The 26,283-nt window shown below is 40.3% G+C and carries 30 protein-coding genes, 1 pseudogene and 1 CRISPR repeat array; of the genes and pseudogenes, 26 read left to right on the top strand and 5 right to left on the bottom strand.

From position 1 onward, the window contains the following. Nucleotides 1-7: 7 nt before the first annotated feature. The 8 genes from greA (at nt 8) to K1I44_RS09475 (ending at nt 6,861) form a co-directional block, all read left to right on the top strand. Nucleotides 8-484, top strand: coding sequence for a transcription elongation factor GreA (gene greA, locus K1I44_RS09515; protein ID WP_003396167.1), 477 nt, complete (start codon nt 8-10; stop codon nt 482-484). A 47-nt stretch (nt 485-531) separates the two neighbouring features. Next, nucleotides 532-2,280, top strand: coding sequence for a peptidoglycan D,D-transpeptidase FtsI family protein (locus K1I44_RS09510; protein ID WP_219986017.1), 1,749 nt, complete (start codon nt 532-534; stop codon nt 2,278-2,280). After that, nucleotides 2,277-2,873 (top strand): YrrS family protein, encoded by a 597-nt coding sequence (locus tag K1I44_RS09505; RefSeq protein WP_003396162.1) that lies wholly within the window; start codon nt 2,277-2,279, stop codon nt 2,871-2,873. The genes K1I44_RS09510 and K1I44_RS09505 overlap by 4 nt, the downstream gene beginning before the upstream one ends. Nucleotides 2,874-3,109: 236 nt before the next feature. Further along, nucleotides 3,110-3,748, top strand: a complete 639-nt coding sequence (locus tag K1I44_RS09495) for a class I SAM-dependent methyltransferase (protein ID WP_219986016.1) — start codon at nt 3,110-3,112, stop codon at nt 3,746-3,748. A gap of 18 nt (nt 3,749-3,766) precedes the next feature. After that, the gene (mtnN, locus tag K1I44_RS09490) at nt 3,767-4,465 is read left to right on the top strand and encodes a 5'-methylthioadenosine/S-adenosylhomocysteine nucleosidase (protein WP_219986015.1); all 699 of its coding nucleotides are present in this window, start codon (nt 3,767-3,769) and stop codon (nt 4,463-4,465) included. A gap of 44 nt (nt 4,466-4,509) precedes the next feature. Next, on the top strand, nt 4,510-5,433 hold the full coding sequence (locus K1I44_RS09485) for a PLP-dependent cysteine synthase family protein (protein ID WP_219986014.1): 924 nt from the start codon (nt 4,510-4,512) through the stop codon (nt 5,431-5,433). A 1-nt stretch (nt 5,434) separates the two neighbouring features. Continuing rightward, a complete protein-coding gene (locus tag K1I44_RS09480) occupies nt 5,435-6,568 on the top strand; it encodes a bifunctional cystathionine gamma-lyase/homocysteine desulfhydrase (protein WP_219986013.1) in 1,134 nt (377 codons plus the stop codon). A gap of 62 nt (nt 6,569-6,630) precedes the next feature. Then, nucleotides 6,631-6,861, top strand: coding sequence for a YrhC family protein (locus K1I44_RS09475; protein WP_003396153.1), 231 nt, complete (start codon nt 6,631-6,633; stop codon nt 6,859-6,861). Nucleotides 6,862-7,379: 518 nt separating this feature from the next. On the opposite strand, the gene K1I44_RS09470 is transcribed toward K1I44_RS09475, so the two are convergent. Continuing rightward, nucleotides 7,380-8,009 carry a thermonuclease family protein gene (locus K1I44_RS09470; protein ID WP_219986012.1) on the bottom strand — a complete coding sequence of 210 codons (630 nt, stop codon included), beginning with the start codon at nt 8,007-8,009 and terminating at the stop codon, nt 7,380-7,382. A 248-nt stretch (nt 8,010-8,257) separates the two neighbouring features. On the opposite strand from K1I44_RS09470, the gene cas6 reads away from it, so the two are divergent. Genes cas6 through cas2 form a run of 8 tightly spaced genes read left to right on the top strand, consistent with a single transcriptional unit; the run spans nt 8,258 to nt 16,300 of the window. Continuing rightward, nucleotides 8,258-8,986, top strand: coding sequence for a CRISPR-associated endoribonuclease Cas6 (gene cas6, locus K1I44_RS09465; RefSeq protein WP_219986011.1), 729 nt, complete (start codon nt 8,258-8,260; stop codon nt 8,984-8,986). Further along, nucleotides 8,983-10,758, top strand: a complete 1,776-nt coding sequence (cas8a1, locus tag K1I44_RS09460) for a type I-B CRISPR-associated protein Cas8b1/Cst1 (protein WP_219986010.1) — start codon at nt 8,983-8,985, stop codon at nt 10,756-10,758. The genes cas6 and cas8a1 overlap by 4 nt, the downstream gene beginning before the upstream one ends. Further along, on the top strand, nt 10,755-11,642 hold the full coding sequence (gene cas7i, locus K1I44_RS09455; protein ID WP_219986009.1) for a type I-B CRISPR-associated protein Cas7/Cst2/DevR: 888 nt from the start codon (nt 10,755-10,757) through the stop codon (nt 11,640-11,642). Before cas8a1 ends, cas7i begins: the two co-directional genes overlap by 4 nt. Nucleotides 11,643-11,644: 2 nt before the next feature. Next, the gene (gene cas5b / locus K1I44_RS09450) at nt 11,645-12,346 is read left to right on the top strand and encodes a type I-B CRISPR-associated protein Cas5b (protein WP_219986008.1); all 702 of its coding nucleotides are present in this window, start codon (nt 11,645-11,647) and stop codon (nt 12,344-12,346) included. A gap of 11 nt (nt 12,347-12,357) precedes the next feature. Continuing rightward, nucleotides 12,358-14,538, top strand: coding sequence for a CRISPR-associated helicase Cas3' (cas3, locus tag K1I44_RS09445; RefSeq protein WP_219986040.1), 2,181 nt, complete (start codon nt 12,358-12,360; stop codon nt 14,536-14,538). A 15-nt stretch (nt 14,539-14,553) separates the two neighbouring features. Beyond that, nucleotides 14,554-15,051 carry a CRISPR-associated protein Cas4 gene (gene cas4, locus K1I44_RS09440; RefSeq protein ID WP_219986039.1) on the top strand — a complete coding sequence of 166 codons (498 nt, stop codon included), beginning with the start codon at nt 14,554-14,556 and terminating at the stop codon, nt 15,049-15,051. Continuing rightward, on the top strand, nt 15,052-16,035 hold the full coding sequence (gene cas1b, locus K1I44_RS09435) for a type I-B CRISPR-associated endonuclease Cas1b (RefSeq protein WP_219986007.1): 984 nt from the start codon (nt 15,052-15,054) through the stop codon (nt 16,033-16,035). Between the two features lies 1 nt (nt 16,036). After that, on the top strand, nt 16,037-16,300 hold the full coding sequence (gene cas2 / locus K1I44_RS09430) for a CRISPR-associated endonuclease Cas2 (protein ID WP_003393824.1): 264 nt from the start codon (nt 16,037-16,039) through the stop codon (nt 16,298-16,300). 186 nt (nt 16,301-16,486) lie between these two features. Beyond that, a CRISPR array of direct repeats spans nt 16,487-18,412; the repeat unit is 29 nt; unit sequence GAGTTATCTGAACGTAGTGGGATGTAAAG. Nucleotides 18,413-18,682: 270 nt separating this feature from the next. Here cas2 and K1I44_RS09425 read toward each other — a convergent pair. The 4 genes and pseudogenes from K1I44_RS09425 to K1I44_RS09410 form a co-directional block, all read right to left on the bottom strand. After that, nucleotides 18,683-19,060 (bottom strand): annotated as a pseudogene (locus K1I44_RS09425) (sigma-70 family RNA polymerase sigma factor); the annotation flags it as partial. 16 nt (nt 19,061-19,076) lie between these two features. Beyond that, nucleotides 19,077-19,583: an ImmA/IrrE family metallo-endopeptidase gene (locus K1I44_RS09420; protein WP_255573358.1), complete on the bottom strand. Its 507-nt coding sequence runs from the start codon at nt 19,581-19,583 to the stop codon at nt 19,077-19,079. Between the two features lie 59 nt (nt 19,584-19,642). Beyond that, a complete protein-coding gene (locus tag K1I44_RS09415) occupies nt 19,643-20,401 on the bottom strand; it encodes a restriction endonuclease (RefSeq protein ID WP_219986005.1) in 759 nt (252 codons plus the stop codon). 1 nt (nt 20,402) lies between these two features. Continuing rightward, a complete protein-coding gene (locus K1I44_RS09410) occupies nt 20,403-20,726 on the bottom strand; it encodes a helix-turn-helix domain-containing protein (protein WP_219986037.1) in 324 nt (107 codons plus the stop codon). A gap of 160 nt (nt 20,727-20,886) precedes the next feature. Between K1I44_RS09410 and K1I44_RS09405 the strand changes: the two genes are divergently transcribed. From K1I44_RS09405 to K1I44_RS09365, 10 genes are all read left to right on the top strand, one after another. Then, nucleotides 20,887-21,111, top strand: a complete 225-nt coding sequence (locus K1I44_RS09405; protein WP_219986004.1) for a helix-turn-helix transcriptional regulator — start codon at nt 20,887-20,889, stop codon at nt 21,109-21,111. A 22-nt stretch (nt 21,112-21,133) separates the two neighbouring features. After that, nucleotides 21,134-21,388: a hypothetical protein gene (locus tag K1I44_RS09400; RefSeq protein WP_219986003.1), complete on the top strand. Its 255-nt coding sequence runs from the start codon at nt 21,134-21,136 to the stop codon at nt 21,386-21,388. Further along, nucleotides 21,389-21,646, top strand: a complete 258-nt coding sequence (locus K1I44_RS09395; protein ID WP_043967621.1) for a hypothetical protein — start codon at nt 21,389-21,391, stop codon at nt 21,644-21,646. Nucleotides 21,647-21,662: 16 nt separating this feature from the next. Next, nucleotides 21,663-21,794, top strand: coding sequence for a hypothetical protein (locus K1I44_RS15395; protein WP_255573357.1), 132 nt, complete (start codon nt 21,663-21,665; stop codon nt 21,792-21,794). Nucleotides 21,795-21,936: 142 nt separating this feature from the next. Continuing rightward, complete coding sequence (locus K1I44_RS09390) at nt 21,937-22,155, top strand: hypothetical protein (protein WP_221248127.1); 219 nt, start codon at nt 21,937-21,939, stop codon at nt 22,153-22,155. A gap of 9 nt (nt 22,156-22,164) precedes the next feature. Next, complete coding sequence (locus K1I44_RS09385) at nt 22,165-24,462, top strand: phage/plasmid primase, P4 family (RefSeq protein WP_219986001.1); 2,298 nt, start codon at nt 22,165-22,167, stop codon at nt 24,460-24,462. A 117-nt stretch (nt 24,463-24,579) separates the two neighbouring features. Further along, nucleotides 24,580-25,002 carry a hypothetical protein gene (locus K1I44_RS09380; RefSeq protein WP_219986000.1) on the top strand — a complete coding sequence of 141 codons (423 nt, stop codon included), beginning with the start codon at nt 24,580-24,582 and terminating at the stop codon, nt 25,000-25,002. Next, a complete protein-coding gene (locus tag K1I44_RS09375; protein WP_219985999.1) occupies nt 24,995-25,192 on the top strand; it encodes a hypothetical protein in 198 nt (65 codons plus the stop codon). The genes K1I44_RS09380 and K1I44_RS09375 overlap by 8 nt, the downstream gene beginning before the upstream one ends. Further along, nucleotides 25,176-25,358, top strand: a complete 183-nt coding sequence (locus K1I44_RS09370) for a Fur-regulated basic protein FbpA (protein ID WP_219985998.1) — start codon at nt 25,176-25,178, stop codon at nt 25,356-25,358. The genes K1I44_RS09375 and K1I44_RS09370 overlap by 17 nt, the downstream gene beginning before the upstream one ends. Before the next feature lie 374 nt (nt 25,359-25,732). Next, the gene (locus K1I44_RS09365) at nt 25,733-26,032 is read left to right on the top strand and encodes a hypothetical protein (RefSeq protein WP_219985997.1); all 300 of its coding nucleotides are present in this window, start codon (nt 25,733-25,735) and stop codon (nt 26,030-26,032) included. Nucleotides 26,033-26,283 lie beyond the last annotated feature (251 nt).

Raw genomic sequence — 26,283 nt, 5'->3', positions numbered from 1 at the left:
GGTTTACATGTCAATGGAAAAAGAATACCCGATGACGAAAGCGGGGAAGGAGAAGCTCGAACAAGAACTTGAATATTTAAAAACGGTAAAGCGTAAAGAAGTGGTTGAACGCATTCAAATTGCGCGCAGCTTTGGCGATTTATCGGAAAACTCGGAGTACGATGCGGCAAAAGATGAACAAGCATTCGTGGAATCCCGCATTCAAATGCTTGAAAATATGATTCGCAATGCGAAAATTATTGAAGAAGATTTAGAAACGACAGATACCGTATCGCTTGGAAGAACGGTAACGTTTATTGAGCTTCCAGATGGGGAAGAAGAATCGTATACGATCGTCGGTAGCGCGGAAGCTGATCCATTTGAAGGAAAAATTTCGAACGACTCTCCGATCGCCAAATCATTGATCGGTCGCCGCGTCGGTGAAGAAGTGACAGTTCATACACCGGGTGGCGATATGGTTGTGAAAATCATTGCTGTAAAATAGGTTTTAAAAGACAACACCTCGTCGACAATGAAGACGAGGTGTTTTTTATGGTAAAAAAACGAATGATCATCATATTAACGATCGTTGAACTATGTATATTCGCATTCATAGGACGGCTCGTTCAACTACAACTCATTAGTACCGAATCATTCCACGGTGTAAATTTAATTGAAGCGAGCGTCACCCAACGTACGCAACAACTCGTCATTGACGATGGACGAGGATTATTTGTCGATCGTCACGGAGAGCCGCTGACGTATGCATACGTGCCAACGCTCGTTTTATTTCCTTTTTTAAAAAAAATCGATTGGCCAATCGATGACATCGCAACGATCATTTCGTTGCCGAAAGAAGCGATCAAGCGACAGCTAGAGGAAGCGAAAGGCCCAATCATTTTACATGACGGTCAACAACCTGTTCAACTTCAGCCATGGCAAATGGAACGGATAAATGAGATGCGCATTCCGGGCGTTATCGCTGTGCATAAGCAAATCGAACAGAAAGAAAAATATGCTCAACATTTGATTGGGCTGCTCGGTCAAAACGAAAAGGTGCTAAAAGAACGATACGGAGGGCGAAAGTTATCGCCAAATATGAAAATTGGCGTATCTGGCTTGCAAAGCTCATTTGATGAATTTTTAATTCCAGACGGAGAAACAAAGCTATTGTATCATGTCGATGCGCGTGGTGAACCACTTTTTGGCATGGATGTGAAATATACAGAACAAGCGAACCCGTTTTATCCGATTACGGTGCAGACGACAATCGACCGTTCTTTTCAGCAGCGCGTCGAACAAATCGTTTCGCAATATCATATGGAAAAAGGTGCTGTCGTCTTGCTTGATATTGAAACGAATGATCTTGTCGCGCTCGTTAGCGCCCCGGCGATTGACGAGCGAGATCCGTATGCAAACGACGCCGCTCAAAATCAAGCGTTGCTTCCTCACGTGCCAGGCTCTGTTTTTAAAGTTGTCGTTGCCGCTGCGGCGCTTGAACACGGGCTTGTCCAAGGACAGCAGTTTAACTGCAATCGAAAAATTAACGGCGAACCGGAAGAAAAAAAGAAAGGAATGCGCACGTTTGAAGATAGTTTTGCAATTAGCTGTAACAACACGTTTGCCGAGTTAGGAAAGCAGCTAATCGCCATAGACGAAAAGATGTTTGATGTATATGCACAAAAACTCGGTTTGCTTCCGCGCGTCGGCTGGGAAGGGGATGTGTATCATTTTTCATCATTTCGCCCGCTTCGTGAAGAGAAACAAGGAAAGATTTGGACAGATGAACGGGATAAAAAAATTCCTCTTGCCGTTGCCCAAACGTCCATTGGGCAAAAAGATGTGCGCCTCTCACCGCTTGCGGTGGCGAATATGATGGCGACGATTGCGCGCGGTGGCGAGGCGAAACAAGTGCGTGCGGTTGAAAAAATGATGTATAAAAATGGAACGACGTTTTTTACATTTGCTGAGCAGCGACTGACAACGGATTCGTTACGGAAAGAGACGGTTGAACAATTACAACAACTTTTGCGACTTGTCGTCACGCACCGAGAAGGCACCGGGCGTTCGTTTCAATCATTGCCTTACGAAGTAGCTGGAAAGTCGGGAACGGCACAAACGGGGAAAGAAGGGATCGTGAACAGATGGTTTGCAGGTTATTTTCCGGCTGATCGTCCAAAATACGCGCTCGTTGTGGTACAATTAGAAACAACGTCATCTGCCTCAGCCACAAACGCTATTTTTGCCGATATCGTTCGGGCAACATACGAGTTAGAACAGAAAGGAAGGAAAGAAGAGTGAGCAGCCGTTTTGCGAAACGTTCAAAGCAAAGAAAAGTGAACCGCATCTTAAATACGTTCATTATGATTGTGTTTGCGCTCATTTTATTTTTCGGCTGGAAATGGCTGTTTGCCAACGACCGTTCAGTAAAGGAAACGAACGCCTCTCCGCAACCGGTTGAAGTCGAAACGAGCGAACAAGAAACGAACGAACAGCAACAACCATCTGAACAACAAACAGAACAAGAAGAAAATAAGGAACAAGTCGAAGAAACGGTTGTTGATGATCCAAACTCAAACGTGATTCGTGAAATCGTCAATCCGACATGGCAGCCGATCGGCACGACCCAATCTGAGCCACATGTGACACAATACGATAAAAACTCGGTCGATTGGAAAGAGATGCTCGATGCTATTAGTTATGCGACAGGCATTTCTTCGTCCGATCTTATCGTCTGGTTTATCGGAAATGGGGGAAGCCCGAATCATGCGGTTGCTACCGTCTCGAAAAAAGATAAAACGGAACATTATAAAGTATTTATCGAATGGGTAACCGATGAAGGCTGGAAGCCGACGAAAGTGCAACAACTAAAAGAAATAGAGCGTCGTCCGTAACGCTCTATTTTTTTGCTTTAAAATGCACGAGCGCGCTATAAAGGAGCTGTCCGTTTTCTAATCGTTGCATTTGATATGATACGAATCAAACGTGATCATCGTCTTCCTCCTTTCTATCCGTAGTTTAACACATTTCCATTGAACATCGACAAAAAATGTGATAGATTGAGAACAGTAATACGCTTAATTCATACTATACTTATAGGAATTATTACTTTTAAATGGAGTGTGACATCATGGGACGTGAGTTTTTAGACATCTTTGAAACGTGGGCACAGTCGTACGATTCGTCAGTATACGGGCACGATGAGCAATATCGTGACGTATTTGACGGATATGAGACGATTTTAAATACAGTCGTTGAAAAAAGCGGCAACGTCGTGTTAGAGTTCGGCGTTGGCACAGGAAATTTAACGAAAAAATTGATTGAAGCGAACAAGACGGTATATGGCATTGAGCCGTCTGCACCGATGCGCGAGCTGGCGAAAGAAAAGCTTGCGCATGTGTCAATTGAAGATGGAGACTTTTTACAGTTTCCATTGCCGAGCGAACCGATTGATACGATTGTAAGCACATATGCGTTTCACCATCTGACCGACGAAGAAAAAGAAGAAGCGATCGGCAAATATAGCGCACTTCTCCATAAAGGTGGTAAAATAGTGTTTGCTGATACAGCGTTTATTGACCACGAGGCGTATGAGGCGATGATCGCAGAAGCGAAACAAAAAGGATTCGTCGCTTTAGCGGAAGACTTACAGCGCGAACATTATACGACGATTCCAGCCCTTGACCGCATGTTTACTACACACGGTTTTACGGTCACATTTACGCCGATGAATCGCTTCGTTTGGTTGATGGAGGCTGTCAAACAATAAGTGAAAGAGGTTGAAACGATGAACATAGCGATCATTGGAGCGATGGAAGAAGAAGTAGCCATTTTACGAGAAAAAATAGCGAACCGAACAGAAACAACGGTGGCAAATTGTTCATTTTATAGCGGCACATTAGACGGGGCAAACGTCGTTTTATTAAAATCAGGTATCGGTAAAGTGAATGCGGCGATGTCAACAACGATTTTGTTAGAGCGGTTTGCGCCAGATGTCGTCATTAACACAGGTTCAGCTGGCGGTTTTGCGCCGTCGCTAAACGTTGGCGATATCGTCATTTCAACCGAAGTTGTTCATCATGATGTAGATGTGACGGCATTCGGCTATGCGTACGGACAAGTGCCGGGCATGCCGGCGCGCTATGCGGCAGATGAGCGGTTAGTGCAAGCAGCTGAAACGAGCGCTGCGCACATTCGCGACATTCAAGTAGCGAAAGGGCTCATTGCAACAGGCGATTCCTTTATGCACGATCCAGCGCGCGTTGACTTTGTACGCACGCAGTTTCCTGATTTATATGCTGTGGAAATGGAAGCGGCTGCGCTTGCGCAAGTATGCTATCAGTTTGGTGTACCGTTCGTCGTCATTCGCGCTTTATCGGACATCGCTGGCAAACAGTCGAACGTGTCGTTTGAGCAATTTTTACAAAAAGCAGCCCTTCATTCCTCTGAGCTTGTTCAATTAATGGTGAACGAGTTAAACAAATAGGAGAGTTTTCCTCTCCTTCTTTTTATCTTTCGGGAGGTTACATCATGAAAGTAGCGAAAAACGTGCATGAATTAATCGGGCATACGCCGATCGTTGAAATTACGCAATTTCCGCTGCCAAAAGGGGTGCGCATATTTGCGAAATTAGAATATTTTAACCCGGGCGGAAGCGTCAAAGATCGTCTCGGCCAAGAATTGTTAAACGATGCGCTAGCGACAGGCAAGTTAAAAGAAGGCGGAACGATTATTGAACCGACGGCAGGAAATACAGGCATTGGACTGGCGCTTGCGGCGATCGGAAAAAACATTCGCGTCATTTTTTGCGTCCCTGAAAAGTTCAGCATCGAAAAACAACAACTGATGCGCGCGCTCGGCGCAACAGTAATCAACACCCCAACGAGCGAAGGGATGGAAGGAGCGATCCGAAAAGCGAAAGAGTTGGCGGCTGAAATTCCAAACTCCTACTGCCCACAGCAGTTCGCTAATCCAGCGAACCCGCGCACGTATTATAAAACGCTCGGTCCAGAAATTTGGGAGCAACTGGACGGACATATTGACGTATTTGTCGCCGGTGCAGGAACAGGCGGTACATTTATGGGAACGGCGCAATTTTTAAAGGAGAAAAATGCGTGTGTGAAAACGGTCATCGTAGAACCAGAAGGCTCGATTTTAAACGGTGGAAAACCGGGTCCGCACCGAACGGAAGGCATCGGTATGGAGTTTTTACCGACGTATATGGATCCGAGCTATTTTGATGCGATTCATACGATACTTGATGATGATGCGTTTCAGCGCGTGAAAGAGTTGGCGCAAAAGGAAGGCTTGCTTGTTGGTAGCTCGTCTGGTGCGGCGTTTCATGCTGCGTTATTAGAGGCGGAACAGGCAAAAGAAGGAACGAATATTGTCGTCGTGTTTCCAGATAGTAGCGAACGGTATTTAAGTAAACATATTTACGAAGGCGGGATGTAACGTGAGAAGAAAGACGAAATTCATTCATGGTGGCATTGCTGGAGATGTGCATACAGGGGCTGTTTCTGTTCCGATTTATCAAGTGAGCACATATAAACAAGAAGCGGTCGGCGTGCATAAAGGATATGAATATTCACGCACAGGTAACCCGACGCGCCATGCGTTAGAGCAGCTTATTAAAGATGTGGAAGAAGGATATGCTGGCTTTGCGTTTAGTTCAGGTATGGCGGCCATTACCGCAGTTATGATGTTGTTCAATAGCGGTGATCATGTCATTTTAACAGATGACGTATACGGTGGCACATACCGCGTCATGACGAAAGTATTAAACCGCCTCGGCATTGAATCAACATTTGTCGATACGAGCGACCTAGCAAACATTGAAGCGCACATTCAACAAAACACGAAGGCGATTTATATTGAAACGCCAACGAATCCGCTATTGAAAATTACCGATATACAAGGGGCATCCGCGCTTGCCAAACGTCACGGTTTATTAATGATCGTCGATAATACGTTTAGCACGCCGTATTGGCAAACGCCAATAGCCCTCGGCGCTGACATCGTTATTCATAGCGCAACAAAATATTTAGGCGGCCATAGCGACGTCGTTGCTGGACTTGTCGTCGTCAACTCCGAACAGCTAGCGACCGATTTACACTTTATCCAAAACTCGACTGGCGGCATTCTCGGTCCGCAAGATTCATGGCTATTGATGCGCGGCATAAAGACGCTTGGCATTCGCATGGAAGAGCACGAACAAAATACGCGCAAAATCGTTGAATTTTTAACAAACCATCCAGCTGTCACGCGCGTATATTATCCTGGTCTCCCGTCCCATCCGAACTATGACATAGCGAAAAAACAAATGCGCGGCTTTGGCGGCATGGTATCATTTGATGTTGGGAGCGCCGAAAAAGCGGAACAAGTGTTGACGCGCGTCCGCTACTTTACGCTAGCGGAAAGTTTAGGAGCGGTGGAAAGTTTAATTTCCCTCCCAGCGAAAATGACGCACGCTTCCATCCCGAAAGAACGTCGCGATGAACTAGGCATTACCGATGGTCTCATTCGCATTTCTGTCGGATTAGAGGACGTCGACGATTTAATAGAAGATTTAGCACAAGCTTTGGCATAAATTACATCGCCCCCTTTTTCCGCTCCTATGATACATTGAAAAGAGGAAAGGGGGCGATCGGTTTGGACGAGCAAAAACAAAATTGGTTAGGAAAAGCGCGCGACTATAAAGCATATAGTCTCGTTTTATTTGCTGTTAGCGCCTTTTTATATATCGGCACACTCATTCCAGAAGCGATCGACGCAACAAAGCGCCCGCTCGTAATCGGAGGCGTATTCGTACTTATGCTTGCATCGATCATTTTCTCTCACCGCGCCAACACATATTTGCGCAAATTAGACAATGAACAGTAAATTCCCCTGTTTTCGTACAAAGAAAAAACGTGTAAAATAAAAGAAAATGGGTAAAGGGGGAATAAACGATGATGTGGATGATTACAGGTCTAGTCATTACAGCTGTTATCGGTTTCGTTATTATCGCGGAAGTGAATGCAGAAGCATAAAAAAACAGTCTCCAAATCGGAGGCTGCTTTTTATATCCGATATATTTGTGCATAATTTCACAGCTGTCGTCGACCTCCAATCGTGCAAAAACCCCGGGGGATCGACGACAGTTTATTTTTTGTGGATTTTTCAGTCGTATCAACGCATATAGCGATTGACTGAATTTTCGAAAGGATATATAATGATGTTGTATAGCTTTTCCATATGTTGATTTATCAACGCTTTTTTGGGGTTTGTATCGTACCTATGAGGAATTGAAACGGAATGGGGCATCGCCAGGAACGAACTATTCCCCAACGTTTGTATCGTACCTATAAGGATTACAAAAAAGCTGTTCCGAGCATACATCGGAACAGCTTTTTTAGTTATTATGCTTTCCAAAGCCCTTTCTTTTCTTGACGTGCTTTTCGTTCCGCTTGAATGAAGCGTTGTTGATACTTTACATTTGGTTGAATTGTCATTACGTGTGCATATCCGTCTTTGACGAGCGTTTCGTTAAAAAGCTCTTTTCCGATCCATACGTACGCGAGCAGTCTGCCATATTTATCTTTCACCCCGGCGTCGAATTCGAGTGTAACTGTTTGATTCGTCAAACGTTTTTTCGTATAGTTAGATGCTTCCTTCCCATATTTCTCTACTGATTTTTGCGGATGAACAGTCTCAGGGGTGTTCACACCAATGAGACGAACACGAGAAGTCGCACCGTTAGAAAAGCGTACATCAACTGTATCCCCATCTATTACGCGAATCACTTTGACCATATGCTTCGAATTGATTTGAATGGCAGGGAGATTTGTTTGATTCGATTGTTTTTTCTGGCGAATGATATTTCCGTTCTTATTGTGGTAATGATACTCTCCTGTTTTTAGCCCCCATTTTTCGCAATTTGTGCGGCAAGTATGCCCCCCATTTGCATCTGTTTTTCCAGGGTGGGCATATACAGGGTAAGTAAATAAAACAGTAAAGACGGTGATAAATGAAAGTATAGTTCTAAACAAAACGCCTTCCTCCTTTGTCCTCTATGTTTTTTGCTCCCGTTCTTAATTATTTGTATATGTAAATATTATGTCAAGAAAACGTAGAAATATAGATAAATATTTGTAAGTCTTTGAATTTGGATGTATTAATATAATGACTATATTGTACGTTTTAAATTGTTAAATTTTTTCAAAATTTTTTCTATTTGACAAAAAACGACAACATTTTCTTTTCTTTTTCGATAAAATTAGGCCAAAGGAGGTGTCTTATGAGAATTATTTGTTTCTTTCAAGTGAAAAAGCTCCCTATTCATTATCGAATGGCGATCGTTTCAATCCTTAAAGAAAGTATACGAGCGTCTAGTGAGGAGTATTATGAGCGGTTATATGCGCAATCCAATGTAACAAAGCCTTTCGTATTTTCGCCTTTTTTAAAAAACTTCCGCTTAAAAGGTGATGAAATTGAGTTAGATGAATTACGTGTTATTATTAGTTCACCCGACTATGAATTTCTGCTTCATGTGTATAACGGTTTACAAAGTCAAAAAAGCTTTAAGTACAAAGGATATGAATTTACTCGAAGAAAAATAGTCATGGGAGATGAAAAAAAGATTACATCATCTGCCGTCATATTTCGAACGCTCTCCCCTTTGTTAATAGAAGATGAAAATAAAATTCCCATTGCTCCAGATGATCCAAATTATGAAAAACATATGAATTACTTAGCCGATATGATTTTATATGAATATCGTGGGAAGGGATTATATAAATCGCTGACGGTGCGACCTGTTCGATTTAAAAAGACGGTCATAAAGGAATCTAATCGTCAATTTGCCGAAAAGTATGGGGAAGGGCAGCATTTATATTTTACTGCTTATCACGGATTGTTTGAATTGAAAGGACATCCTGCTGACTTGCAGTTGTTATACCAACTTGGTTTATCAAAACGGCGTAATCAAGGATTTGGAATGCTCGAAGTGGAGGAGGTGAAGGAATGAAAGTCGAACTTCGCATGAGTGAATGGATGGTCAACATGGGGCTTGTCGGGCTATATCGTGTGTTTGAGTATGGTCGGAAACAAGGAATCATTAGCGATGAATACAAAGATAGCGTGACAGTCAAACCGTGGGGGATTGAACTAGATACCGACGTGCTTCCGCAATTGCCAAGGGCGTATTTTCTGTATTTGTTGGAGGAGTATAGTGTTGCTAAAAGGGAATGTGACAAGTTAGATGCTTATATCGAGAAAGTAAAAAATGAAGAGCAGTTTAAAAATGTTGTTTCAATAATAAAAAAAATCATATCCGATACAGGAAAAAAAATTGTGAAGTACTTTCCTAACCCTAAACTAGAAGACATGCTCAAAAATATGAAAGACATAAAAAAATACGAACATGTCGACCGGATTTTAGACTATATTCATGAATTTAAATCTATTGTAAATGAAGAAAAGGTCAACGAAAAACTAACTTTCAATTATTTTAAAGCGGCTATACTACAATCTTTCTTTGGACAAGTATCTTTCTTAAATGTTACTAAAAATACATTGGATCTAAATGGCCATGTGGAAGAGTTTGATAAGAGCTACGTTTTTCCTGTAGTAAATGATTTACAATTAGAGCAGATCGTTAAAACGACACACTCTACGAAAGAAATAAATTCTTTTTTGGAAGAGAAATGTAATTATCAACCGTTTAAACAATTGAAAAGGGAGTGGAAGAAGAAAACGATAGAGGAGATAAAGGAGTACATCGAAACAAGAATAAATAAGTGTTTACTTTTTAATGACCGCCTTGCCTTTTACAACTTTGAAGAGATGGTGTTTTCACCGATTGGTGTGGCGAAAGATAATGCATTCAACTTCAATTGGTACTTTGATAGCCAGCAGCCTAAACCGCTATCCTCGTTAGCTAGACTTATTCTGCTATTTGCACCAATTGGGTCGACTATTTATGTAAAAAGTGAAGGCATGAATGAGCAGAAGGAACAACGATTGTACGCAGGATTTGTTCAGACGGATGCTACTTTTGCGGAAGTTTTACAGAAAAACAATCATTTTAGACAATTAAAGAAAAAAAGAGAGCCTTTTAACAAGATCGTTAGTCAGCTTGTTCAAAGCGTAAAAAAAGAATCAGAGTATGTCGTCGATCACTTGTTTTTTTTAGAATTTTTTTCTGACTATAGCAGTAAAAAAACACACCTACATTATTATCATCTGCCTATGTACTTAGCCCATTATTTCAAACAACATGCTGATAGGCTTGATTATATAAAACCATATGACTATCGGGAGCAGTTTGTGCAATACGTGCTGCGTGGTGCTGATCCGATCCATGTCATCTATAACTATTTGCGCGATTGTATTAAAAACGAACGACATACGATTGGCCCGTACATTGCTGTGCGGGAGCGAAATCGAATTTTGCAGTTTAAAAAGGGAGTGAGAGATGTGTCTAAGACAGATAAAAGGGTGAGCGCGTTGTTTATGCAAGGAAGGGAAATCCGTGACGCGATTATGCGTTCAAGCGGTTCAGAGAAAAAAGTAACGAGCATTGCTTATCGTTTATTAAATGCTGCAAAAGCAGGGAATAAAAAAAGCTTTATGGACACCCTTTTGCGTATTTACATGTCAGCGGATCGTCCGATTTCACCAATTTTTTTAAACGCGCTACACGAACGCGACTTAGATTTTGCGACAGTGGCGAATGCGTTTATTGCTGGATTATTAGCAAATCAATATAAAGAAGAACAGGAGGAAGTGCAAGCATGAAAAAAGCGTTAACGATGACCGTTATTTTTCAAGCAAACTCATTAAACTACGGAGAAGGAATTGCTAATATTTCGGAGTTGAAAAAATTTCATCGTGGCGATGGGGAAGTATATACATACGCATCAAGACAAAGCATTCGCTACGATATCGTTCGCCTCGGAAATGAGCTGTTTGGATGGAATTTAGATACTGTTGATAAATCAAGTGGAGTAGTCCAATTTAAAAAAGATGTGACGATTAGTGACTCTGTTGAGATGGACTTATTCGGCTACTTAAAAACGGATAAAAATTCGCAAAAACGCCCCGCTGTTGTTCGCTTAAGCCATGCGATTTCACTTGAGCCGTATAAAAGCGACTTAGAGTTTTTAAATAACATGGGGCTAGCAAGCCGAATTGGACAAGATGCTAACTTAGCCAATATTGAACAACATCATAGTTTTTACACATATACGCTCACAATTGATTTAAACCGTGTCGGTGTCGATGGGGAGATTGAACTTTCAAATGAGGAAAAAGCAAGCCGTGTACTTCAACTACTTGAAGTTTTAAAAGTGTTAAACCGCAACATTCGCGGCCGGCAAGAAAATTTAGCCCCACTTTTTGTCATCGGTGGGATGTATAACGTTGCAAATCCATTTTTCCTTGGACGCGTTCAACTAAGTGCGGCGGGGAATGGCTGGAACATTCAAACAGGATTGATTAAAGAAACAATGGAACAAACATTTGCTGGGGAAGCGATCGGCAAAGATACACGCATCGGCATATTGAGCGGTATATTTGCAAATGAAGGAGAATTTTATGATTTATTTAACGAACAAGTGATGCCTATCGAACCGTTTTTCCAATACATTTCGAAACAAATTCAAGCGTACTACGGTGTGTAAGTATGAAAGCACTACGATTAAAGTTATTTCAAGAAACAGCGTGCTATAAAAAGCCGTTTGCTTCCAAAGTGGCGGAAACGTATCCGCTTCCGCCATATTCAACAGTAAAAGGAATGATTCATGCTTTACTTAACGCAAACGAATTCATTCCTATGCGTTTAAGCGTACAAGGGACGTATGAAGCAAAACTGCTAGATTATCAGCGATATTACTTTTTCAAAAAGAAAGAACTATCAAGTTTTCCACTTGTTCTAGATGGGTTAGCGCGAGTTGAATTTTCTTACGATAAAAATGAAATCACGACAATGCCAATGTACACGCATTTGTTGCACAACGTCCATTTATTAATCCATGTCGAAGCCGAGCAACGTACATTAGAGCAACTCATTCATGCGATCGAGCATAGTACGACTCATTATAGCCTTGGTCGTTGGGAAGATTTAGTTCGGATTGATGAATATAAACTCGTGGACGTTCAAGAGTTTGAAGAAGAGGAAACTTTACAATGGAACGCTTATATTCCTAGCCATCTTCTTGATCGAGAGACAAAAAGTATCCCTTATCAACTCAACTGGAAATATGAAATTGTTAACGGGATTCGGCAGTGGGAAAAAATTAATGTTGGTTATGTACAAAAAGGAATCGAGGCTCCAGAAGGAGTATGGATTGATGAAGACGGGGAACTAGTTTTTTATCATCTCTAGGAGGGGCAATGATGGTTTTTTATGCAAAATCAGAGGGAAAAGAGACGATTCGTGAACATACGGATCGTCTCCTTTATAATTTAAATTTGTTAAAAAACGCTTACAGACACAAATTCATGTTAATGGATGAACAAATGTGGAAGCTGTTAGAAATCGCCGTCCAATATCATGACGTTGGCAAAGCGAACACGGTGTTTCAAAATAAAATCCGACAGGCAATTCGTGAATCTGTATTAGAAACGGATATGGAAGCAAATGTACCTCACAATTATTTATCAGTAGGATGTATCCCGCTGAAACAACTAGACCTCACGAAAGAAGAAGAGCGACTGCTCATTCACGCGGTTGGTTATCATCATGAGCGTGACCAGCATCCAGACAAGGAAATGATTCGTCATGTTTTAGAGAACGATATAAAACAACAGTTACCGGAACTAATTGAACACATGCGTTTACCTATGACAGAAAAATTCTCATATCGATTCGTCGATCGATTGTTAAAGCGATATACGTATCATGACGGAGAAGAATTTTGGAAATATGTCATGATTAAAGGATTGCTGCATCGTTTAGACCATGCGGCATCTGCTCATATTGATGTCGAAAGAGATATACATCAGTCCGTCTACATAAATGTAAGTGAATACATGAAAAAGAAAAAATTTCATAAAAATGATTTACAACAATTTGCTGAACGACATAGCGATAAGCATGTGATTGCGATTGCCCAGACAGGAATGGGTAAAACAGAAGCGGCGCTCTTATGGATCAGGGGCGATAAGGCGTTTTTTACACTGCCTCTTCGGGTAAGTATAAATGCAATATATGACCGCATAAAAGAAAAAATGGGTTACGATGCTGTGGGTTTACTACATTCAACAAGTTTGCATTATTTGATGGAAAAGGGAGAGGAAAATTGGGAAGAGCTGAAGCAACAGTCTGAGCATTATGCGAAGAAACTGCTGCTTACGACAGTCGACCAAATTTTAAAGTTTCCTTTTTACTATAAAGGTTTTGAAAAGGAACTAGCAGCGATGGCAAATGCGAAAGTGGTCATCGATGAAATACAAGCGTATGAGCCGCGGATTGCAGCGATGTTAATTAAATCTCTCGAGATGATTCATCATGTAGGTGGAAAATTTATGATTATGACAGCTACACTCCCGACTTTATATTTAGAAGAACTGAAACAGCGAAATGTGATTAACGACGATGAAATAGCTATCGGAGAGTTCGTGGACACAAGCATTAATCGTCATCGCATTTGCCTACGTTCCGAAGGAGTAGAGGAAGCAATTGGGGAAATGTCGGACTTGGGGAAAACATCGCAAGTGCTCGTCATTGTCAACACCGTTCGGAAGGCGATAAGTCTTTACGATAAATTACTAGATAACGATATACAAGTTCCTATTTATTTGCTCCATTCACAATTTACACAAGAGGATCGTCAGTTGTTAGAAAAACGTATTAAACAATTTAACGAAAATCATGAACGGGGAATTTGGATTACGACGCAACTTGTTGAGGCAAGTATTGATATTGATTTCGACTATTTATTTACCGAGATGTCAACGTTAGATAGCCTGTTTCAACGCTTTGGACGTTGTTATCGCAAAAGAGCGCTAGACCATGATCAATGCAATATTCATATTTTCACCGAAAATATTTCCGGTGTTCCGAAGGTGTACAACGAACATCTTGTGAACGAAAGCATTAGGCTGTTAAAACAATACGATAAGCAAATTGTCGATGAACGCGCAAAAGTAGAAATGGTAGCGCAATTATACGACCGAAAACGATTGGCAGGAACATCATTTTTGAAGGAATTTGAAGATGCTTTATACATGTTCGACAATCTTGATCCATACGGAATGGATAAAAGAGAAGCACAACAAAAACTACGTGATATTCAAAACATTCAAGTCATAACGAGAGAAGTATATGATCAAATAGAACATATGTTTGAGCAATATAAGAAAGAAAAGGAATGGAAAAAAAGGTTAAAATTACGGATGGAACTAGAAAAGAAAACGGTTAGCGTTCAGCGATATGTAGCAGAAAAATATGTGTCGGAGCGCTTGCCAAAGCCATTTGACTACATATATATCGCTGATGTTCAATACGACTTCAATCGGGAGCAATGGAAGGGAAAAGGGATTTTGTTGGACAAACCTTCTTCCAATTTTCTTTAAGAGAGGTTTATGGTGATGGTTAGTGGTGTGCAAATGCAGTATTACAAAGTGTGCAAGCGAAAGTTATGGTTGTTTTCAAAAGGAATTGCGATGGAAAACGAACATGAGCGAGTGATAGAGGGGAAGATTTTACATGAGCGTGCATATCCGCGTTTAGAAGAGCGAGAGATTTTGGTAGACGATTCATTTAAGCTAGATGTTTTAGATGGAGAGTACATTCGTGAGATTAAGCTTTCAAGTAAAATGTCGGAGGCTGATCGATTTCAAATGTTGTATTACCTCTATGAACTAAAAAAGCGTGGCATTCAGAAGAAGGGGTTAATTAGCTATACGAAAGAGCGGAAAACGGAAGAGGTGGAACTAACAGAAAAAGATGAAAAAGAGATTGAGAACGCAGTAAAGGAAATTTATGCAATTGTCCATTCCCCTTCTCCACCAAAACTAAAAAAACTTTCTTACTGTACGAAGTGTGCATATTATGAATTTTGCTTTGCATTAGAGGGTGATGATTAAATGTTAAGGGATCATTATATTTTTTCTAACGGGAGACTAAAAAGAAAAGACAATACGCTATATTTTTTTGACGAAGAAGAAAACAAAAAGAGTCTTCCCATTCATCAAACCGATAATTTGTACGTATTTGGGGAAGTGGATTTGAACTCATCGCTATTGAATTTACTGAGTCAACACGATGTCCATCTTCACATATTTAATTATTATGGTTTTTATGCGGGAACATTTTGTCCGCGAAATAAAAAAGTTTCAGGATTTACAGTGGTACAGCAAAGCGCTCATTACCTTGATCATGAGAAGCGGTTATATATGGCGAGGTCATTTTTGGAAAGTGCTGTCCACCATATGCTACGGAATATTCGACGATATAAAGAGAAAACGGAAGAATACGTAAAGAATATCGAGGAAGAAGCGAAAAAAATGGATGGTGCGATGACAATTCAAGAACTAATGGGAATAGAGGGGCGCATTCGTCAACATTATTATCAGTCATTTAATGCCATTTTAAAGCAAGATTTTATATTTGAAAAACGTACGAAGCAGCCGCCACAAGATCCGCTTAATACGCTTATTTCGTTTGGAAATTCACTTTGCTATGCGACTGTCTTGTCGGAAATTTATAAAACGCAATTGGATCCAACTATTAGTTTTTTACATGAGCCGTCAACAAAAAGATTTTCTTTATGTCTAGATTTAGCAGAGATTTTCAAGCCATTACTCGTCGATGTTGTGATTATTTCATGTATTAATAATCGTATCATTGCCCAGAAGCATTTTGATTTTTTAGATGGCATGGTTTTGTTAAATGAGGAAGGTAAAAAGCGTTTCATCAAAGAATGGGATGACAAATTATCAACGACAGTACAACATCGAAAACTGAAACGAAAAGTGAGCTATCGGTATTTTATTCGTCTGGAATGTTATAAGCTCATTAAGCATTTCATTGGCGATGAACTTTATAAACCATTGAAGGCATGGTGGTAACATGTTTGTGATTATTACTTACGATGTGGGGGAAAAGCGTGTAAATAAGGTGTGTAAGAAGTTGAGGGAATACTTAACATGGACGCAAAACTCTGTGTTTGAGGGGGAAATTACTAAAAGTTTGCTTATGAAATGTTTGAACGAGATTGATCAAATTATTGATGAGAATGAGGATTCCATTTACATTTACGAAGTGTCTAACCCGAAGAACATCAAGAAGCAAATTTTCGGACAAGAAAAAAACTTTGACGAACTGTTTCTTTAACAGTTGCAGTGAACCCTGCTTTCAAAAAATAAGGAAAAATTGCTTGATATATCAACAAAAAATGCGGTATTTTTAGTGTAAGGGCAAAACACAACTACCGCTTCACTGCAAAAAGTAGAAACTTGTCGCATCAACGATTTTTCAAAATCGCTGATACGACAGCACTTTGCGTTTTTAGATTTTAGGGAGTTATCTGAACGTAGTGGGATGTAAAGTTGTAAAATCTTCTTTTTTGAAAGAAGTATCTTTTTGAGTTATCTGAACGTAGTGGGATGTAAAGAACCGTTCGGAGTAAAGAAGCCGAATAGCTTCTTCGAGTTATCTGAACGTAGTGGGATGTAAAGAAAGAAGCAAAACAAGAGCAACAAACAGAAATCAAAGAGTTATCTGAACGTAGTGGGATGTAAAGGTAAAAATGATTTCTATTCCGTTTAATTCTTCGTTAATGAGTTATCTGAACGTAGTGGGATGTAAAGACAAATCGAGCGGAGCATGCGAAGATCTCGAAAAAGGAGTTATCTGAACGTAGTGGGATGTAAAGCTCATTACGAGCGGACTTCATACGGAATAGCGTAGTGAGTTATCTGAACGTAGTGGGATGTAAAGTTTTTTTCCGTTTTTTTGATGTAAAACTACCCCCCGAGAGTTATCTGAACGTAGTGGGATGTAAAGACTGTAATACTCTAACATGTTGTTGATATGCGTTTTGAGTTATCTGAACGTAGTGGGATGTAAAGTTCCCATGCGACCACTCATGGCAAGCCGATTCAATGAGTTATCTGAACGTAGTGGGATGTAAAGAACAACAGACAACAAACGTCTTGGCGTGACCGTTACGAGTTATCTGAACGTAGTGGGATGTAAAGACATTATAACTTTCATGTGCTATCATCACAGCTGCAGGAGTTATCTGAACGTAGTGGGATGTAAAGTGATAATGTTTGTTATATAGGCGATTCGCTTCCTACGAGTTATCTGAACGTAGTGGGATGTAAAGTTATTATTATGATGCTTATCATATCGTATTAAATCGAGTTATCTGAACGTAGTGGGATGTAAAGGCGGAAAAGTTACATCATTATTGCCTGATCTTGCAGGAGTTATCTGAACGTAGTGGGATGTAAAGTTTATTATAATTTACTTAAATTATATCATTACTTTCGCGAGTTATCTGAACGTAGTGGGATGTAAAGGAACTTATTAGACAAAACTACAGCATTACTAACTGAGAGTTATCTGAACGTAGTGGGATGTAAAGAACATACTACAAGAAACAATGGAATATCAAGGAAAGAGAGTTATCTGAACGTAGTGGGATGTAAAGACGAATGTTAGCGAAAGTCCTTCTAGTAAAAATCCGAGAGTTATCTGAACGTAGTGGGATGTAAAGTCACCGCCGCGCGTAAGAAGCGTGATGTTTGCCCGCGAGTTATCTGAACGTAGTGGGATGTAAAGCTGTCTCAAGCTGGGCGATGTTCGGGATGTGGTACGAGTTATCTGAACGTAGTGGGATGTAAAGACAACGCTCATGATCGCAAACATAATCTCGTCTTAGAGTTATCTGAACGTAGTGGGATGTAAAGGCAAACTGTCGTGGCAATGACCGTCACATGTATTATGGGAGTTATCTGAACGTAGTGGGATGTAAAGAAAACTACACCGACAAACATATTAAAGAGCAACTAAAAGAGTTATCTGAACGTAGTGGGATGTAAAGTAAAGCATCATAACGATCAATTTATAAAATCGGTTTGTGAGTTATCTGAACGTAGTGGGATGTAAAGCGATCTTCCCATCTTTGACCGAAACCCATACCTGTGAGAGTTATCTGAACGTAGTGGGATGTAAAGAAGTTTTCCCACATGCTTGAGAAAATGGCCGAGCGTTGAGTTATCTGAACGTAGTGGGATGTAAAGTTTATATGCCGAAACGATCGGTGAGGAAAGAAAAGAGAGTTATCTGAACGTAGTGGGATGTAAAGCGCTTAATATACTCGTTCGTCCGTTCGAGTTGATAGCGAGTTATCTGAACGTAGTGGGATGTAAAGTGATAATGTTTGTTATATAGGCGATTCGCTTCCTACGAGTTATCTGAACGTAGTGGGATGTAAAGGACATTATGAAAAAGCGTTTCAGCCAAAGTTTGAAAACAGCGTTGCTCAAGCGGAGAGGATGATGGCGCCACCGGAGAAGTTTCATGAAGGGGAGTTTCCACATAAAGAACGGCACGGAAGCAGCCATCCATTGCTTGTCCTTTTCAATCACTTTTCTTTTTGGGCTGTAGTCATCGTTTTTGTATATTATATTGAAAAACGCATAAGAAATAGACGGAAGCTTAGTAACGTATGAAAAGGTGTCCCGAGCGTGTGGGACACCTTTTTAGCTACGATCCTTTTTTTCCTTGATCATGTTTATAACATTCATGAAACAGTTTCATTAATGCGCGCTTTTCGATGCGTGAGACGTAGCTGCGCGAGATACCGAGATCTTTGGCGATTTCGCGCTGAGTGCGTTCCGGTTGCATATTTAAACCGAAGCGGCTAATAATGACTTGACGTTCACGTTCATCGAGAATGTGTAAGTGTTGAGCAATATTTTCGAGCTCATTACTTTTTTCGATCATATTGATAATGTCTTCATCTTCCGATTTTAATACATCCAATAAACTAATTTCGTTTCCATCGCGATCTTGCCCGATCGGGTCGTGAAGGGAAACGTCTTTTCTCGTTTTTTTCAGCGAACGAAGATGCATCAAAATCTCGATTTTACTGTCAGTACTAAGCGTAAATTTTTGGTGTGTTTTTGTTAAGGATCTTATTTTGAATATAATCCAAGCGTTCCATGCAAACTTGTGTTGTGATGCGAAATGTTTCTTGCATTTCGTAAATAATAAAGTCGCGTTTTTGGGTAAAATCGATATATGTAAGCATATGGTGTGGAATCGCTGCAAATGCTGTAAATCGCTTTGCCTGCGATTCTTGTAAATATCTGAACGATGCTGGAAGTTTTGTTTGATCTCCGCAATGTCGTAACAAGTGACCTAACTCATGAAAAAACACTTCTCGTCTTTTGAGATCATCAAATTTCAAAGAGTCATTCAAGAAAATGAGTTTGCAATCATCTGATAACTCACAGAAAGAACGGAACTTAGTATAGACAACATAAATGTCCAATTTCTCTGCGATTGTTTTTTCATCAAGATCGTAAGGTTGTATAATTCCAATGCTTTTATACAGTTCTGAAACATATTTTTCTAGTTGGGAAGGAAGATACATTGATTCCATTTTTTTTCACCTCAATGGAATTATACAAACATTTGTTCTATATTGCAACAAAGTACCTGTCATTTCTTTGGGACAGCCACCTGTTGCTTTGCTGCTTCTCGCTCTTTCCAAGGAATGATTTTTGTTTCAACAAACACTACATCGGACGTTTTCATTCGACGTGTGTCTGCTTCCGCAAGCGCAGCGTTTGTAAATGTCCCGGAAGTAATAAACCATGTTCCTATACACCGATGATTCTTTTTGGCGCTGTCAAGCTCACGAATATCCTTGACAGTTACTTGGGTTTTCGACATATAATAATGCTTTACTTGTACAGCAATTTTTAAACCGTCAATTTTGTTCTTGACTATGATATCAACCCCGCCGTCTTTTGCTTCCGATGTTTTTATCGGTTTCCATCCAGTCGCTTTCAAATATAAATATACGAGCTGTTCAAATTCCAGCCCTTCTAATTCTTTTAAGGGGAGTCGTATTATTACGTCATCAGGACGAACGTTATATTTTCCTGTTGTTTGACTGGAAGAAGCTCGAGATGTACGTTTCTGAGATGAGGAGATTTTGGCAGGCTTCTTCTCTGCGGTTTTTTGAGGGAGTCCGGTATATGGATTCTTATTCTTATTTTCTTTTTTACGCATATCGGGCACATATCTTGCTGCCCAAGACCCAATAATAAGGGAGATAAACAGAATAATGATTAAACCTACTATTTCAATAATTCCATTCATTAGAAGATAAAATCCGACAATGGCTGCAGGGAAAGTGAAAAGGGAGATTACAGCATTTTGTCTTTCCCTTCTCGATGGCAATTTCTTAGCCATGTTAGATTCCCCTTTCTTGTTTTGCTTTCCATTTTATAAACTCAATATGTTTTTTTATTTCCTCGATTTCTTGTTCTGTCAATCCGTCCATGTCGAAAAAGAAAAGGTGTTTTTCACTGTCTGTCTTCTCTTGACCAGTTAGCAAATAATCAGTTGAAACCCCGAACAAGTCGGCAATTTTTAGAAGCGTTTCATAGTCAGGTTCTCTCTTTCCTTGTTCGTACATTGCATATGTAGTTCTTCCAACTCCTATTTTTTTTGCCACATCTTCTTGCCGCAAATTCATTTTGTTTCTTAGTTCTTGCAAGCGATCGCCGAAACTCATCATAAAGAGATTCCTCCTTTTCTAGGTCAATTATAACGTCACATTTAGTGACAAAAAAATATTTTACACAAAATGTGTAATTAAATATTGACACTACACTATATGTGACATATACTTAAAATATCAATACGCAAAACGTGACATTACGGGAGGTGAAAAAATGAGAGAATGGCTCAAAAATAAACGATTAAGCAAAGAGTTAACACAAAAAGAAATTGCTAAATTAGTTGGGATTTCTCGCAGCACATACGCAATGATTGAAAAAGGCGAGAGAAATCCAAGTGTTTCAGTAGCAAAGCGAATTGCCGATGTTCTTAAATTTGATTGGACAATTTTTTTTGAAGATAAATGTCACGTTTTGTGTATCGAAAATTACTCAGCATAATGCCGAAAGAAGGTGATCTTTTTTGCAAAAATTCAAACGGTTATGGCTCAGTCCAAACGGAAAGTACCGTGTTGTCGGGATACAGTTTTCTGATGAGCTGACGGCGACGATCTTTGTTGATGTAGAAGGACGGAAACACCGTTTGACGTATGGAAGCATGCGCGCTCATGGAAAGCTTCCAAAATATGTTGTTCAAGCATGTGAACAAATAAAGAAAGAACTTTCATTTCTTTGTAATCATTGTAAAACAAATAAAAAAACGAAAGAAGGTGTCTAAATGCTCAAAAAAGGGTTTTATCTCGAAGAAATCGACAAGAAAAATAAAGCTTTATTGTGTATTGATTACATGCTTGAGGCGATTTTTAACAAAGATTATGAAACGGCAGAAATCGAAGCGAGAGAATTTTTAGCAGTAATTACAATGCTCAAAGAAATTGAGGTTAAAAAAAAGCGTCGTGCAGAGCTTGAGAAATTAATTACTGAAATGAAGGAGCGAGGAATAAAGATCGATTTCGCGACGAGAGTACATGCCTAGTTAGGAGGGATTGGGGGTGAAGATCACCGTTGTAAAAGGACCGTTGTTCAGCCAAGTGGAGAAAGAAGTGTATGCGTATTTGGCCAAAGTGCTTCCAGAACAATACGAAAAAGTAAAAGGAAGCGAAAACAATGAGAAAGCGTCATAAAAAAAAGCAGCAAGTGCGGCAACACTTACTGCAAGGCACAGAAAAAATATTCTTACTGAAAATATAGCACGTTTCGCGATATTTTTCCATATTCGGTTCTCTTTTTTGGGAGCCGCGCAATCAAAAAAGGGCGGTGTTTTTAATGAAAAAAGCAAAAACAAAAGAAAATCCGATGGAAAAATACGTTCCTGCGGTCATGCGTTGGATTGAAAATACGTTTGATATGAGTGCAATTCAAGTCGAAGATTTTTCGGTTTTTCCTGCTGGTAAACTCATTCGCGACGAAAACGGGCACACAATGGTTGTTTTCTATGACATTTGGACAGAACAAGTCAAATATACATTTCCGACTGGAAAGTGAGGAACGAAAATGCAAGCAGCTATGGACATTCAAACAGGGCTTGAACGGCTTTTTCCGTCTGCGAAAAAGCCGTTGAAAATCATTCGTCTAATCGGCTATTCGCGCATGAATACGGAAAATGATCCGAACAAAGCATATAGCGTTGCAAAACGACCGTGCATGAAAGGCTGGCAAGACCTAAATCGTCCAGGAATGACAGAAGGCGAGATTCGCTCCTGGTTGCGCCAAAAAGGTTGGACAGGTCTTGTCATTCCAGACGGCTATGACGTGATTGACATCGACGAGCAGAAAGAAGGGGAGCTGATTTTCAAAGGGCTGTTACGCGAAGGATATAAATTTCATGCGATTCGAACGGTACGAGGCTTTCAGTTTTTCTTTCGGTCGACCGAAAAAATCAAAGGACAAGACGCGACAGTGCTTATGGCTGGCGGCTTTGTCGGCGACTATCGCCTTTCCGGGCGCGGTCAAATAGTTATTCCAAGCGAAAATACAGGCGGACGCGAATGGGTACATATTGCAGACGGGGAACTTTCGCCGATGCCGATCTATTTTGAGCGATTAAAAAAGATTGATAAAACGCAACGTCCTTTTCCGATTCCGATGCACGAGGGAGGACGGAACAACGCACTATATGCGCATTGCTGCCGTCTTGTCGAATTTGGCTATACATCGGATCAAGTTTCCGAGATTGCTAGTTTCTTAAACCGTTATTTTTTCTTTCCGCCACTTGATCAACGAGAGTTTTCAAACACGTTGAACAGCGCACTCAAGCATGAACCAAGTGGAACGAACTATTCTTCTCCTCCACCGATGACTTTTCCAGCCCGAAAAGAAGGAGAGCCGAAAAAGTTCAACCTAACGGAAATGGGAAACGCCGAACGACTTGTCGCTCGGAACGGTCAAAACTTGCGCTATTGTGTCGAATTTGAAGAATGGCTCATATGGGACGGAAAAACGTGGATAGAGGACAAGAGGAAGCAAATTGAACGCATTGCGATTCGCACGTTCCGCGAAATGTACGCCGAGGCGGCGCACGAAGAAAACAACGAAGCGCGAAACGAGTTGCTGAAATGGGCGAAGGCGAGTGAAAAAAGTTCGGTGTTTCTCAACTCAATTGCAAGGGCACAAGCGATGTTACCAATAAGTCAGGAGGAACTAAATATGGATAAATTTTTGTTGAATTGCGCAAATGGTGTGGTCGATTTACGGACAGGTGAGCTGCTTCCTCATGATCGCAAATATATGATGACGAAAAACACACATATTCCATACGATCCAAATGCAAAATGCCCGACGTGGATTGCCTTTCTTGACTCCATCTTTCGCGATGGGGATGAAGTGAAGCAAGACATTATCAGTTTCCTTCAAAAAGCAATTGGATACGCGTTAACTGGAGATATTAGCGAACAAGTGGTGTTCTTTCTATGGGGAACAGGGAGAAACGGAAAATCGACGTTTATAAACACGGTGAAGGCGCTATTAGGCGATTACGCAAAGCAAACGAATTCGAACACTTTTACAGCGAAAATGAACGATTCGGGGATAAATAACGATATTGCACGTTTGCACGGTTCACGTTTCGTGTCAGCCGTCGAAAGCGAGGACGGCCAGCGTTTATCTGAATCGCTGATTAAACAGCTTACAGGCGGTGAGCCGATCACGGCGCGTTTTTTACGAAAAGAGTTTTTCGAGTTTGTGCCAGAGTTCAAAATCTTTTTCACCACAAACCATAAACCAATCATCAAGGGCGATGATGAAGGTATTTGGCGGCGTATTCGCCTTGTGCCATTCACTTACACGATTCCAAAAGAACAAGTGGACAAGCATCTCCCGGAAAAATTGATGAACGAGCTTCCTGGAATCTTGCGCTGGGCAGTCGAAGGGTGCTTGAAATGGCAAAAAGAAGGCTTAGGAGAGCCGGATGAGATTAAGAACGCAACGGATGAATACAAAGACGAAATGGACCTTCTCAGCAATTTCTTGAACGATTGCTGCGTCGTTCATCCAGGCGCGAAAGTGCAATTGAACGAGCTGTACAAAGAATATATCGACTGGTGCGAGGAAAACAGCGAGATTGCGATGAAAAAGCAAAAATTTTCGGCGCGTTTAGTGCTAAGAGGATTCGAAAAGCGGAAATCCACCGGAAACAAAACGTTCTTTTTCGGTATCGGTCTTTCAACCGAAAGTTACAAAGTTACCACTAGTTACTCAAATTCGGGTAAATCGCTTATAGGTGATACATTTACGGAAATACAGGAAAATAAGTCACTTGAGGTAACTAGTAACTTTGTTGAGGAAGAAATTTAGTTACAAAGTTACCATGAGTTACTCATTTCTAGGTAAATCTTATATATAGCGATATATAGGAAAATACCCTATTTTAAGTAACTCGAAGTAACTAGGTAACTTATAAGGAGGCTCTATATGTTATATAACATTTTTTGTGAAATAGATAATCTAAATATTCAAATAAAAATAAAAAACAAAAAACTAAGTTTGATATATGAAGAAGGCACATTGCCTTTGGATTTAAGACAACAAATTAAGCAGTATAAACAACAGATAAAAAAGCGCTTGGAAGAGAATGAAATGGCACGTGCGAAAGGTTTTCTCATCTATCGCTACGGTGAACTGTACGAGTATCGATACGGACTGGGAGCATATTTGTTTATCGAGCGAATGGGAGAACTTGCGATTGCGTGGCGTGGAAATTATATGCCTGGTGAAGAACAACCATACAAAGTCAAAACGCTAGTTGAACGTGTTCCGTTTGAAAAAGCATTCAAGGAAGCAGGTAATTTCATCGACTGGCTACAAAGACAAAAAAGAGGTGTAAAAGGTGCTTAAAAAAATGATTATGCCGACGAGCTTCATGTTGATTTGCATAATGTTAGCAATTTATTCGGTAACTATTGTAAGAGATCCAATGGATCAAGTGATGGTAATGAGTGTTTTGTTTGGATATGGAGCAGGATACTTTGTTTGTGCTTTCGGAAAAGAACTGGAAAAGAGGGACGCTGATGACAAGAACATTTAGATCATATTTGCGCGAGGCACTGGAAGATGTAAAAGTCAAACGGATCGAGCAACTTATCCAATTAGGTCGAGTGAAAATGGAGGACGGTCGACAACTTTATGAATTGACGATATCTGAATTAGAACATGAATACAAATGCATGAAAGAAAAGAGGATGCTTTTATGATCTATCGTTTCTTTTGTGACGAATGCGGATTTGAAATTTGGTCCATAAAGGTTATTCCCAACTTGAAGTGTCAATGTGGCTTTTATGCGATGTGCGAGGAAAAGGAGGACTGAAAAATGCGACTGGACATATACACTTGTTCATTGTGTGGAGAAGGTTTTTCAGTTGAAGAGGACAAGCAACCTATTGCTTGTCCGCTTTGTGAATCAAAATTTCTTGAATTTTCACACACACACAACATGAAACAAAGGAGAGACGATTGTGAGAAATGTATTCAGGGAAATTGCTGAATCAGTGGCGCTGTCCTTCATTTTTTCACTTTCCGTAGGAATATTTTTGTACTTTTTCATTTCAAGATAGGAGGGCTGGATGGGATGGCATATCTTTCGCAGGTGAAGTCAAACGGGAGGCAATACATTTATTTGTGCATTTATGTTGGCTCACAAGAATATTCAACACGAAAAGAAAGACGAGTGTATTCGTTTGGTGAAGCAAGACGAGCGCTTATTCGCATGAAGCGCTGGAAAAGAAAATTTTCTGAGTTTCCGCGCGAGCTTCTCGATCTCGGCTGCGGCATGAAAGAACTTGAAGAATGGATTCAAACGCTTGAAACCGGCATAACAAAAACAGGGAGATATTTTCAAACAACGGCGAAAAAACGTGCAACATTTTAAATTTATATTAATAAATATAAAAACTCACGGTTCGTCATTCTCACTATATTATATTTCACGATAAAAGATAATTTTCTAGGCTTAAGAATAATCATTTTTCGGACGAAAAACTTTCTTTTCGTCCCAAAGTGTTGAAAAAGTGGGGAGTCAAGAAAAAGTTCACTTTCCTCGTGAATTTTTTCTTCTTTTCTTTTTTCCTTATTTGTGGTAACTTAAATCTATACCATGTGATTGAAGGGATCGTAACTTGG

Origin of the sequence: Anoxybacillus sp. ST4, assembly GCF_019448545.1 — a bacterium.
Lineage (GTDB): Bacteria > Bacillota > Bacilli > Bacillales > Anoxybacillaceae > Anoxybacillus > Anoxybacillus pushchinoensis.
This window is presented reverse-complemented; position numbering and strand designations above follow the sequence as displayed.